This window comes from Trinickia symbiotica (genome assembly GCF_002934455.1).
In the GTDB taxonomy this organism is placed as follows: Bacteria; Pseudomonadota; Gammaproteobacteria; order Burkholderiales; family Burkholderiaceae; genus Trinickia; species Trinickia symbiotica.
Genome location: NZ_PTIR01000001.1, coordinates 409185 through 421033, shown reverse-complemented (window position 1 = coordinate 421033; position 11849 = coordinate 409185). Strand labels below are relative to the sequence as shown.

Genomic DNA, 11849 nt, shown 5'->3' with positions numbered 1-11849 from the left:
CGAGGCATGTCCGTCAAGCATCCGATCATCGCCGTCACCGGCTCGAGCGGCGCCGGCACGACGACCGTCATGAAGAGCTTCACGCATATCTTTCGACGCGAGCGCATCAATGCGCAGATCGTCGAAGGCGATGCGTTTCACCGCTACGACCGTCTTGGCATGCGCGAAGCAATGCAGCAGCGCGAGCGCGACGGGTTTCGCAACTTCAGTCACTTCGGCCCCGACGCCAATCTGCTCGAAGAGCTCGAGGGCCTGTTCGCCTCGTACGCCGAGAACGGCTCCGGCCGGTACCGCCATTACGTGCACGACGACGCCGAGGCTGCGCAGTACGGGCAAGACGCGGGAACGTTCACGCCGTGGCGCGACATCGATCCCGGCACCGACCTGCTTTTCTACGAGGGCCTGCACGGGGCGGCCGTCACCGATTCGATCGACGTCGGCCGGCATGCGGACTTGCTCGTCGGCGTCGTGCCGATCATCAACCTCGAATGGATCCAGAAGCTGCATCGCGACCAGACGATGCGCGGCTACTCGCACGAAGCCGTCGTCGATACGATCCTGCGCCGCATGCCCGACTACGTGAACTACATCTGCCCGCAGTTTTCGCGCACGCATGTCAACTTCCAGCGGGTGCCGACCGTCGATACGTCGAATCCGTTCACCGCGCGCGAGATTCCTCAGCCCGACGAGAGCTTCGTCGTCATTCGCTTCGCGCGGCCGAAGGGGATCGACTTCCAGTATCTGCTGACGATGCTGCACGACTCGTTCATGTCGCGGCCGAACGTCATCGTCGTGCCGGGCGGGAAAATGGGGCTCGCGATGCAGCTGATCTTCACGCCGATGATTCTCCAACTGATGGATCGGCGCGCGCGCGCATGACGCCCGCCGTGACTCCCGACGCATAGGGGCATCCCAATGAATGCCATAGCAGAACCGTCCCCCGCGCTCGCGCCAGAGCTCATGGCCAATGCGCTGCGCATGCTTGCCGTCGATGCCGTGCAGCAGGCGAACTCCGGTCATCCGGGCATGCCGCTCGGCATGGCCGAGATCGCGGTTGCGCTTTGGAGCCGCCATCTGCGACACAATCCGCGCAATCCGGACTGGCCCGATCGCGATCGCTTCGTCCTCTCGAACGGACACGGCTCGATGCTGCTCTACGCGCTGCTTCATCTGACGGGCTATGACCTGCCGGTGGACGAGCTCAAGCGTTTTCGCCAGCTCCACAGCAAGACGCCGGGGCATCCGGAGGTCGGCGTCACGCCCGGTGTCGAGACCACGACCGGGCCCCTCGGGCAGGGCTTCGCGAACGCCGTCGGCATGGCACTCGCGGAAGCGCTGCTCGCGCGCGAGTTCAATCGACCCGGTCACCCGATCGTCGACCATTACACGTACGTATTCCTCGGCGACGGCTGCCTGATGGAGGGGATCTCTCACGAGGCGGCGTCGCTCGCCGGCACTTTGAAGCTCGACAAGCTGATCGTGCTCTACGACGACAACGGCATCTCAATCGACGGTCACGTCGAGGGCTGGTTTGCCGACGATACGCCCACGCGCTTCGCGTCGTATGGCTGGAACGTCGTGCGCGACGTGGATGGGCACGACGTCGAGGCGGTCGATCGCGCGATCGACTCCGCGCACGGCGCTGGCCGCCCGACGTTGATCTGCTGCAAGACGGTGATCGGCCGCGGCTCGCCGACGAAGTCGGGCACGCACGATGTGCACGGTGCGCCGCTCGGGGCCGCCGAGATCTCGGCGATGCGCGAAGCGCTCGGCTGGCCGTATCCGCCGTTCGTCGTGCCGGATGATGTGCGCGCGCAATGGGATGCGACGGTGCGCGGCGCCGAGTTCGAAGCGCAGTGGGCGCAGCGCTTCGCGTCGTACCGACAGCACTATCCGCGCGAGGCCGCCGAGTTCGAGCGGCGCATGCGCGGTTCGTTGCCCGAAAGCTGGGCGGCCGCGGCGCGCATGATCGTGCATACGGCGAACGGCGCGGGCCAGTCGGTCGCGACGCGCAAGGCCTCGCAGCAGGCCATCGAGGCACTCGCGGCAACGTTGCCCGAGTTGCTGGGCGGCTCGGCCGATCTCACGGGTTCGAACCTGACGGACTGGCCCGCGTCGGTGACCGTGCGCGCCGACGAGAGCGGACTGCAGGGCGGCAACTACGTGCACTTCGGCGTGCGTGAGTTCGGCATGAGCGCGGTATTGAACGGTGTCGCGCTGCATGGCGGCTATTTGCCGTTCGGCGGAACGTTTCTGACGTTCTCCGACTATGCGCGCAACGCGCTGCGGATGGCGGCGTTGATGAAGACGCGCTCAGTTTTCGTCTTCACGCACGACTCGATCGGACTCGGCGAGGACGGACCGACGCACCAGGCCGTCGAGCATGCGGCTAGCCTCAGGTTGATCCCCGGGCTCGTCGTCTGGCGGCCCTGCGATACGGTGGAAACGGCGCAGGCGTGGATCGGCGCGGTGGAACGGCAGGGGCCGTCGTGCCTGCTGCTGAGCCGGCAGACGCTGCCCTTCGTCACGCGCAGCGATGAGCAGGTCGGTGCGATCGCGCGTGGCGGATACGTGCTGCGCGATTGGCCTTCCGCTTCCACAGCGAATGAACCCGGATCGAGTGCGGCTCCGCAAACGGTGAATCCGGCATCGATGCGACGCCTCATTCTGATCGCCACGGGTTCGGAAGTTTCGCTCGCGCTAGCCGCGATCGAACCGCTGGCCGAGAAGGGCATTTCCGCTCGCGTGGTTTCCATGCCGTCTACGTCGGTGTTCGAGCGTCAGCCGCAGGGCTGGCGCGATGCCGTGCTGCCGCGCGGCGTGCCGCGCGTGGCCGTCGAAGCGGGCGTGAGCGCCTATTGGCGGCAATACGTGGGTTTCGACGGCGCTGTGGTCGGCATCGATACGTTTGGCGAATCGGCGCCGGCCGCCGCGCTCTTCACCCATTTCAATTTGACGACGCAGGCCGTCGTGGATGCGGCATGTCGCGTAGCCGGCGATTGATGCGCTCGTGACGTCGCCGTTTGCTTCGGGCGGCGACGAGGCACGGCTCTGCTGCAAAGATTCCGATCAACTTCGCATCGCAATTCTGAGGAGTCCTAATCATGGCGTTCATTGCACTACGGCAATTGCTCGATCATGCGGCCGAGCATGGTTACGGCGTTCCCGCGTTCAACGTCAACAACATGGAGCAGATCCACGCGATCATGCAAGCGGCGGAGGCGACCGCGAGCCCCGTGATTCTTCAGGCCTCGGCGGGCGCGCGCAAATATGCGGGCGAGCCCTATCTGCGGCATCTCGTGCTGGCGGCGCTCGAGGCGCATCCCGACATTCCGGTCGTGCTGCATCAGGATCATGGCGCGAGCCCGTCCGTCTGCCAGCAGGCGATCCGCTCGGGATTTACGTCGGTCATGATGGACGGCTCGTTGATGCCCGATCAGAAGACGCCGGCGAGCTACGACTACAACGTCGAAGTGAGCCGGCGCGTCGTGGATGCGGCGCATGCGGTGGGCGTCTCGGTCGAGGGCGAGCTCGGCTGTCTCGGTTCGCTCGAAACGGGCGAGGCGGGCGAGGAAGATGGCGTGGGGGCGGGGGGCAAGCTTTCGCGTGAAGAGCTGCTGACCGATCCGGAGCAGGCACGCGCATTCGTCGAAGCCACGGGCGTCGATGCGCTCGCGATCGCGATCGGTACCTCGCACGGTGCATACAAGTTCAGCCGACAGCCGACCGGCGACATCCTCGCGATCGAGCGCATTGCCGAGATTCACGAGCGGCTGCCCAACACGCATCTCGTGATGCATGGCTCATCGTCGGTGCCGCAGGAATGGCTCGAGGTGATCCGCGAGTACGGCGGCGAGATCCCGACGACCTACGGCGTGCCCGTCGAGGAGATCCAGCGCGGCATTGCGCACGGCGTGCGCAAAGTCAACATCGATACCGACATCCGGCTCGCGATGACGGGCGCGATGCGCAAGGCGTTCGCGCAGGCGCGCTCGGAGTTCGATCCGCGGCAGGCGCTGAAGGCCGCGACGGCGGCGGCCAAGGGCGTTTGCGTCGAACGGTTCGAGGCATTCGGCTGCGCGGGGCAGGCGAGAACTATCAAACCGCTGCCGCTCGAGGCGATGGCGCAGCGATATCACTGAATGCGCGAGCGCGGGGTCCGCTATGGGTGAAACAGATCAATGACAGGCGCAAACGGTACTGCTTGCATTGAGATTTTGCGAATGCCCGCACCGATCTCTATGGCTTCGAAAGCAGCGCCGCGACGCCATGCGAGCCCGTTTGCGCAGCGATATCAGCCGCCGTCATGCCACGGTTGTCGCGCAGCGAGGGATCGGCGCCGCGTGCGAGCAGCAGTTTGACGGTATCGGCCTGATCGTAGCCGGCCGCCCACATCAGCGCAGTCAGATCGTTCTTGTAGCGCGTATTGACTTCGACTCCCGCGTCGAGCAGTCGCTGCACGACGGCCGTATGTCCTTGCCCCGCCGCGTAGACCATTGCCGTCTTGCCGACCTGGTCCGTCGCGCCTGGATCGGCACCATGCTCGAGCAGCAACGTGACGACGTCGTCATGCCCCTCGAAGGCGGCGGCCAGCAGCGGAGTGATTCCATGGACGTCGGCCTGGCGCACGTTCGCGCCGTGCTCGATCAGAAGACGCGCGGTTCCGGTCGCACCTTTCCTGCACGCGGTGATGAGCGCCGTATCGCCGAGTCGATCGCGCGAATCCACCACGGCGCCTTCGTCGAGCAATGCTCGCACCGCATTCTCGTCCCCGGCTTTTGCCGCAACGAGCAGCTGCTGGTTCAAGGGCTTGTCCCCTTCGGCCAACGCGCTCGTCGGCGCGAGCGCTGCCAGTGCAATGACGGATGCGCCAACGAAGATCGAGGTCTTCGCTTGCCACCGTCGTCCGACCATCGGTTTCATAGTCGATACTCCTACTGCAGGTTCGCGATATAGGCGGCCAGGTTCTCGATATCTTGATCCGACAACCCCTTCGTCACACTCGTCATATTCCCTGCATCGTTGGTCCGCCGGTGCGCGCGAAAATCCTTCAGCTGTTTGACGATGTACTGGGGATACTGCCCGGCCACGCGAGGAATCTCGTTCTGCCCTTTGAACTCGCCGAGGTGACACATCGTGCAAAGCGTGTCCGCGGCCTTCTTTTGCCCGGCTTCAATTTGCGCCGCGTCGGCTTTGACGGTCACCGGCGCCGGCTTTTGAGCGGCGAAGTAGTCGGCGAGATCGAGCATGTCCTGGCGCGAGAGGCCGGCCGCGATCGGCGACATGCGCGGATCGCTGCGGCGCCCCTCCTTGAAGTCGCGCAATTCGAGGTACAGATAGCGCGCCGTTTGCCCGGCGAGAATGGGGTAGTCGGGATTCGTCGAATTGCCCATCGGGCCATGGCAGGCGGCACATGTCGTCGCCTTGGCCTGTCCGGCCGCCGCATCCGCGCACGCGTCCGCCGAAGCCAGCGAAGCTAATCCCACGCAAAGGAGCAAGCTCGCCCGCAGGAGGCGTTCCTCCCTCAGCAGGCGAGCGGCAGCGGTCGATGGCACCGGCTTTCGCCGTGTAGTCATGGCAACGCGAAGACGATGATGGCGTTGCCGCGCTTGTAATCGAGTTGAGTGTTGCCGCCGGCGGCGACGGCCACGTATTGCTTGCCGTTCAACATGTATGACGTGGCGGGCGCATTCACGCCGGCACCGCATTGGAACTCCCAAAGCTTCTTGCCCGTCGCCGCATCGAACGCGCGGAAATAACCGTTGCCCTCGCCGTTGAAGACGAGGCCGCCCGCCGTGGCGAGCACGCCGCCGATCAACGGCTGGTCCGTCTTGAACGACCAGGCGATCTTGCCCGTATCGACGTTGACCGCGACGAGCTTGCCCCACTGCGCTTCCGAAGGAATGACCTTGAACGCACCGCCGAGCCAAAGCTTGCTGCCGCCCGGATAGGGCGTCTCCTCGACTTGATAGGTCATCGGCTGATGAAGGTTCGCGGCATAGGCGAGGCGTGTCTTCGGGCTGAACGCCATCGGCGACCATTCCACGCCGCCGTTCGCCCCGGGAAGCATGCGCGCTCCTTCCGGTGTCGGCAGGGTCCACATGTTTTCCTGCGGAATCATCGCTTCCGAGAAGCGGATCAAATGCCCGGTCTTGCGATCGTGGACATAGACGTGCCCGGTCTTTCCCGCTTCGATCACGCCCGGAATCATCTGGCCGTCCGGCCCGCGCACGTCGATCAGAATCGGCGGGCTCACGGCGTCGAGGTCCCAGACATCGTGCGGGATGTACTGGTAGTGCCACTTGTATTGGCCGGTATTGAGGTCGATCGCGACGAGCGAGTCCGTGTAGAGGTTGTCTCCGGGCCGGATCGCGCCGTAAAGATCGGGAGAGGGGTTGCCGACCGCAAAGATCGCCGTGTTCGTCGCGCGATCGATCGCGGGCGTCATCCATACTCCGCCGCCGAGCGTCTTGTAGAAGTCGCCGCCTTTGTCGGCGAGCTGCTTCTTCTCGGCGTCGATATCGCGGTGCAGGTCGCGGCCTGTCGCGTCCTTCGTCGCCCAGACGCCTTCCTGGCCCGTTTCGGGAATCGTGTAGAACGTCCAGAGCGGTTTCCCCGTGCCCACATCGAAGGCTTTGACGAAGCCGCGAATCCCGTACTCGCCGCCGTTCGTGCCGATGAGGACTTTATCGTCGACGACGACGGGCGCCATCGTCTCCGAGTAGCCGAGATCGGGATCGCCGATCTGCGTTTCCCAGAGCAGGTTGCCGGTTTTCGCATCGAGCGCGATGAGCTTCGAATCGAGTGTGCCCAGGAAAAGCCGGCCGCCCGACACCGCCACGCCGCGATTGTTAGGCCCGCAACAAAACGTGATGATCTGCCCCATTTTGTGCGTGTAGTGCCAGAACTCCCGGCCCGTCGCCGCATCGAGCGCGTAGACATGGTCGAACGACGTGGTGATGAACATGATCCCGTCGACGACGACGGGAGCGGTCTCCATCGATTCATTGAGCGCCGTCTGGAAGATGAACGCCGGTTTCAGCCGCGAGACGTTGCCTTTGTTGATTTGTGCGCCGGGGTAGTAGCGCGTCTGCGCGTACGAGCCGTTCGCGGAGAGCCAGTCGGCCGTATTGCGCCATGAAGAGTCGAGCCGCTCCTGCGTCACGGGCTGCAGTACGTCGGGCATCTGCGCCGTGGTGGTCGTGGTGGTTGCGCGGTTCAGTACTTCTTGTTGCGCGAAAGCGGCCGGCGCCGTCAACATCAGCGCGAGCATCGTGAGACGAACGGGCAGGGTTCCGAACGGCGTTTTCATGGGCGTCTCCTCGCTTGTTTCTAGGCCTTTGGCCCGCGTCATCCCGCGCGTGACGGCCATGCCTGATTCAGCGTAGGCGAAGTGCCCCTCTTTTTTCGGACAGGGTAAAGTCGATTACGCCGATCGATGGCGCGGCAAGTCAATCCTCAGACGTTCAGGACTGCTCAGCTTTTCTCCTGGCGCTTCGTCATCGTCGTGCCCGGGGCGCAGTAGGCGCCGAGATCTTCTTCCGTCCGCTCGACAGCGCATCCCCATTCGAGCGGCGTGTCCTGATTGAAGCGCTTGCCCAGTTGCCACGCGATCTCGGCCCGCCCGAGTTGAACACCCATATAGAAGGCATGACCGACATCGCTGCCGAACTGGAGATTCGGATAGAGCGCGAACGGATCGGTATCGCGCCAATGGCCGTCGCGGTTGTAAACGTGCAGCCCATCGGCCGCCACCTGCACGCGAAAATTCGGGTCGCGCACGCCGCTCGCGAACTCGTCGATCTCGTCGGCGCTGTAGGGAAATGGCCGCCTTTCATGAACGGTCGCCAGCGCGCTGCCGAGACCCCCCATTCCCTTGGGCAGTGTCTGAGCCTCGCACGCGGCGTGCATGACGCGGCGCGCCACGTCGGCTTCGCGCACGGCGCGTCGCGCATGCAGACTGACGGACGTCGTCAGCACGGCGGCCACGCGAAGCTCGGCCGCCATGCCGAGCAGCACCGCGTTGATGCCGCTCGTATCCGCTTCGGTCAGCTCCGTCACGTTGCCGATGCCCATCATGATGGGCACGTCGGGATACCGCTCACGCAATGCGACGTATCGCGCGATCGAAGCCGCGAGACCGAACGGTATTGGATCGAGGATCGGATCGGCGAGAAACGCGCGCCCGCGTGCGGCGAGCGCGTCGATCGCCGCGTCGAGCGAGGCCAGATCGCCGGGCTCGCGCGCAACGAGGATCGGCGTCGACGGCACTTCGCCGGCCACCCACAGGGTGTCGATGTTCAGGCTCATCAAATAGTCGGCGCCCGCGCGTCCGCCGCGCAGCAGCTCCTCCGTGCGCATCGAGTCGACGCTCACTCGGAATCCCTCAGACTTGAGACGGCGGACCGCGTCTTCGAGATGCGGAAACGGCGTTTCCGGCAGACAGCCGACGTCGATCACATCGGCGCCCTGCGCCGCATAGACCCGTGCGCGTTCGACGATGCCCTCCAGGTCGAGCCTCGGGGCATCGACGATTTCGGCGAAGATCTCCGTCTCATAGCGAGACAGATCGACCGCCCGCTTGTTCTGACCGAAGAACTGCGGCAGGTCCTTCACTTCCTCGGGGCCGCGCTCGACGGGCACGCCGTAGTGCGCGCTCAGCGCCTCGAGATCGCCGCGGCAGCGTCCCGGCACGATCACGCGCTGCGCCGAGAGGGGGGAGGGTAGGCGCCGCCGGATCATATCGGCCGTCATCAACGCGGCGACCTGCAGACCGAGCTCGTGGATTTCCCACGTGAACGCCGTCGGCGCCATGCTTTCGAGCACGCGCGTGAGACTCGGCTGCGCGAGGCGGCCCGTCAGGAAGAGGATGTGGTCCATGCGAGATCGAGCGACGCGAGCCGTTCATCGAGCGCGGCCTCGAGGCCATCGAGTGAGCGGACGAGCGTCGTATTCGCGAAGCGCGCGAGACGCTCGACGTTCTCGAGCTCGATCGCACGCGGTCTCAGTTCCACCCACTCGTCGGGTGCCTGCGTGACGACGGTCGGTTCGGTGTCGCAAGCATAGACGATGCCGGGAATGCACTGCTTGCCGGCTTGCGCGTACATGTTGGTCGGCAACGTGTCCGAAATTCCGAATGCGCACTTGGCGACGGTGTTGCTCGTGGCCGGCGCGATGACGACGGTGTGATAGAGGCCGTGATACAGCATGCCGACGGGCACGCCGCTCGCGCTGTTGTCGCGCACCACGCGAAAGTGCTGCCTGAGCCGCTCGAGCGCCCACCCGTAAAGCGGCAGCACCTCCTCGGCGGCCCTCGAGAGAAACAGATCCGTGCGCGGCAACCGCAGCGCCAGCGCAAGCGATTCTTCGAGCATGTGCCCGGAGCCGGTCACGCACCACGCGAATCGAGCGTCGGGCTTGAATTCGGTGAGACGGCGAGCGGGCTCGTGACTCATGCGTCGAACGTGACCGGCGAGCCGTCGTGCGAGAGGCGGATATGCAGTCGATGCATCTTCCGGTAGAGCGTATTGCGACTGATGCCGAGCGCCTTCGCGACGTTGCTGACGTTCCACCGATGCTCGTCGAGCATGGCGAGCACGGTTTCGCGCTCGTTGAGCTGGATCGCGTTGAGCGAGGAGATATCGGCATCCTCGGCGAGATGCGGCAATTCGGGTGCCGCGATGCGCGACGGCGCGGCAGGCACCGCCGCAGTGCTCGCCGGAGGTTGGCTTGCCTGCAGCACCTCGGGCGGCAGGTGCGCGCACTCGATCGGATGGCCGTCACAAAGCGCGATCGCCATCTTCAGCACGTGGCGCAACTGCCGGATGTTGCCGGGCCACGCGTAGCCGAGCAGCGCGCGTTGCGCCTCGGGGGTGAGCTCGGGCGTGTCGGTGCCTTCGCACTCGGTCTCGAGCAGGTGATGAATGAGCGGCAGCTTGTCGATGCGCTCGGCGAGCGCCGGCAGGTTGATCTCGATGCCCTTCAGTCGATAGTAGAGGTCCTCGCGAAACTGTCCGCTCTGCACGAGTTCGAGCAGATTGCGGTGGCTTGCGCTGATCAGCTGGAAATCGACCTTCACCGTCGTTTCCGCGCCGAGCGGCGTGACCTCGTGCTCCTCGATGACGCGCAAGAGCCTTGCTTGCAGCGCAAGCGGCATATCGCCGATTTCGTCGAGAAAGAGGGTACCCCCGTTGGCTTGAACGATCTTGCCGCGCCGGCCTTCGCGCTGCGCGCCGGTGAAGGCGCCCGCGCGATAGCCGAAGAGCTCGCTTTCGATCAGGTTCTCGGGCAGCGAGGCGCAGTTCACGGGCACGAACGGACCATTGGCAAGCGGGCTGATGCCATGCAACGCCTGCGCGAAGACTTCCTTGCCCGTGCCGGTCTGGCCGCGCAGCACGATCGGAATCTTGCGCTGGATCACGCGTGCAGCCAGTTGAATTTGCGACGCCATGCGCGGATCGCCGAACTCGAGGTGCGAAATCTTATCGAGGCGGCTCGCCGTCGCGGGCGCATGGGGCTCGCGCGCTGGCCGACGCACCGTGGTGGGATCGGTGACGAAAACCCGCGTCGTGCTTGCCGCGCTGCCGGCTTGCGCCGTCTGCGCGACGAGGAAAAAGCGATTCGTGCCGCTCGCGCTATAGACGGTGATCGGATGGAACGAGCCGCGTATGCTGCGCGCGATCATCTCCTCGATCGACGCGTTGAAGGCTTCGTCGATCCGCTTGCCGCGCAACTCTTCGAGCGAGCGGCAGCCGAGTTGGAACGCGGCGCTGCGGTTCGCGGCGAGCACCGTGCCGTCGTCGTCGACGGCGATCTTGCCGCCGTGCAGCGTGCCGACGAACTCCGGTCGACTGTGAAACTGAATGATGTTCGCGTGGCGGTAGCGCGAGGAGAGCAGCCGATTCTCGATCATCTGCCTCGACATGCCGACGAGCACGAGCGAATGTTGCTGCAAGAGCTTCGAGCGGCTCGTCACATCGAGCACGCCGGCGATCTCGCCGCGATCGTCGAAGATCGGCGCAGCCGAGCAGGTGAGCGACGTATAGCGCGCATAGAAGTGGTCCTGCTGGCAGACGGCCACGCAATCGCGTTCGGCGATGCTGGTGCCCATGCCGTTCGTGCCGGCTTCGCGCTCGCTCCACAGCGCGCCGATCCGGAAGCCGTCCACGGCGACCGCCTCGGCGAACGGCGTGGACGATACCTGATGGACGATCACGCCGTCGGCGTCGACGAGCACGACCGCGAGCTCGGGATCCGCGAGCTGCTGGTAAAGCGTCGTCATCTCGAGCTTCGAGCACGCGATCAGATCACCGACCGCTTCGCGCCGCGCCGCGAGCTCGTGCTCGGTCAGCACGGGCGGCGTGACGAACCGGCCGGGATCGAGGCGAAACTCGTTGATGCAACGCGCCCACGATTGCGCGACGGGCTCGCTCATCGGACGGGACGGCAAGTGGTGATTGACTACGTTCAGTACTTCTCTGACGTGCGCACTGCTGTCAGCGAGCAATGACATGGGGTTGTCTCCACGGCGTGCAACATCGCAGGGTACGCGGACAAGATGCATGGGCCGCTGCGAGTGCCGCTCTATTTAACGTTGTCCCCTTCGCACCGCGGTTCATCCTCTACCGCGCGCGCCACGGCTTCGGCCTGCTTCGCCCCGTGCGGCGGGTCTGATCAGGCGTCATGCGATCGGTCGAAACATCCGATCTGTCTCAAAAACTTTACCCTCGATGGCGCGGCTGTTCAATAAGTAGTCGCATTATGTGAGACACCACGCGCCCGGTTCTTGCTTTACTTGCCGGACGTGTCTCGCCTCGCCGCCACGGCCCGCCATTGTTGCAGGTTCGGCA

The 11849-nt window shown here is 65.0% G+C and carries 9 protein-coding genes; 3 read left to right on the top strand and 6 right to left on the bottom strand.

Annotation, left to right across the window (positions count from 1 at the left end; all coding sequences use genetic code 11):
* Nucleotides 1-6: 6 nt before the first annotated feature.
* From B0G57_RS01950 to fba, 3 genes are all read left to right on the top strand, one after another.
* Nucleotides 7-879 (top strand): phosphoribulokinase, encoded by an 873-nt coding sequence (locus B0G57_RS01950; protein WP_018438895.1) that lies wholly within the window; start codon nucleotides 7-9, stop codon nucleotides 877-879.
* A 36-nt stretch (nucleotides 880-915) separates the two neighbouring features.
* On the top strand, nucleotides 916-3003 hold the full coding sequence (gene tkt / locus B0G57_RS01945) for a transketolase (protein WP_026229339.1): 2088 nt from the start codon (nucleotides 916-918) through the stop codon (nucleotides 3001-3003).
* Between the two features lie 101 nt (nucleotides 3004-3104).
* Entirely contained in the window at nucleotides 3105-4142 is a 1038-nt protein-coding gene (gene fba / locus B0G57_RS01940; RefSeq protein ID WP_018438893.1) for a class II fructose-bisphosphate aldolase, read from the top strand.
* Nucleotides 4143-4239: 97 nt separating this feature from the next.
* On the opposite strand, the gene B0G57_RS01935 is transcribed toward fba, so the two are convergent.
* The 6 genes from B0G57_RS01935 to B0G57_RS01910 all read right to left on the bottom strand — a co-directional run bounded on the left by B0G57_RS01935 (nucleotide 4240) and on the right by B0G57_RS01910 (nucleotide 11512).
* On the bottom strand, nucleotides 4240-4914 hold the full coding sequence (locus B0G57_RS01935; RefSeq protein ID WP_018438892.1) for an ankyrin repeat domain-containing protein: 675 nt from the start codon (nucleotides 4912-4914) through the stop codon (nucleotides 4240-4242).
* A gap of 20 nt (nucleotides 4915-4934) precedes the next feature.
* Nucleotides 4935-5555: a c-type cytochrome gene (locus B0G57_RS01930; protein ID WP_223258559.1), complete on the bottom strand. Its 621-nt coding sequence runs from the start codon at nucleotides 5553-5555 to the stop codon at nucleotides 4935-4937.
* Between the two features lie 17 nt (nucleotides 5556-5572).
* Nucleotides 5573-7312 (bottom strand): pyrroloquinoline quinone-dependent dehydrogenase, encoded by a 1740-nt coding sequence (locus B0G57_RS01925; RefSeq protein WP_026229336.1) that lies wholly within the window; start codon nucleotides 7310-7312, stop codon nucleotides 5573-5575.
* A gap of 164 nt (nucleotides 7313-7476) precedes the next feature.
* The gene (locus tag B0G57_RS01920) at nucleotides 7477-8880 is read right to left on the bottom strand and encodes a DUF6513 domain-containing protein (RefSeq protein ID WP_018438889.1); all 1404 of its coding nucleotides are present in this window, start codon (nucleotides 8878-8880) and stop codon (nucleotides 7477-7479) included.
* Nucleotides 8859-9455, bottom strand: a complete 597-nt coding sequence (locus B0G57_RS01915; RefSeq protein WP_018438888.1) for a flavoprotein — start codon at nucleotides 9453-9455, stop codon at nucleotides 8859-8861. Before B0G57_RS01915 ends, B0G57_RS01920 begins: the two co-directional genes overlap by 22 nt.
* Nucleotides 9452-11512, bottom strand: a complete 2061-nt coding sequence (locus tag B0G57_RS01910) for a sigma-54-dependent Fis family transcriptional regulator (RefSeq protein WP_026229335.1) — start codon at nucleotides 11510-11512, stop codon at nucleotides 9452-9454. The genes B0G57_RS01915 and B0G57_RS01910 overlap by 4 nt, the downstream gene beginning before the upstream one ends.
* Nucleotides 11513-11849 lie beyond the last annotated feature (337 nt).

Coding starts and splice junctions, on each gene's coding strand:
- B0G57_RS01950 (WP_018438895.1), top strand. CDS start 7: ATGTCCGTCAAGCATCCGATCATCGCCGTCACCGGCTCGAGCGGCGCC.
- tkt (WP_026229339.1), top strand. CDS start 916: ATGAATGCCATAGCAGAACCGTCCCCCGCGCTCGCGCCAGAGCTCATG.
- fba (WP_018438893.1), top strand. CDS start 3,105: ATGGCGTTCATTGCACTACGGCAATTGCTCGATCATGCGGCCGAGCAT.
- B0G57_RS01935 (WP_018438892.1), bottom strand. CDS start 4,914: ATGGTCGGACGACGGTGGCAAGCGAAGACCTCGATCTTCGTTGGCGCA.
- B0G57_RS01925 (WP_026229336.1), bottom strand. CDS start 7,312: ATGAAAACGCCGTTCGGAACCCTGCCCGTTCGTCTCACGATGCTCGCG.
- B0G57_RS01920 (WP_018438889.1), bottom strand. CDS start 8,880: ATGGACCACATCCTCTTCCTGACGGGCCGCCTCGCGCAGCCGAGTCTC.
- B0G57_RS01915 (WP_018438888.1), bottom strand. CDS start 9,455: ATGAGTCACGAGCCCGCTCGCCGTCTCACCGAATTCAAGCCCGACGCT.
- B0G57_RS01910 (WP_026229335.1), bottom strand. CDS start 11,512: ATGTCATTGCTCGCTGACAGCAGTGCGCACGTCAGAGAAGTACTGAAC.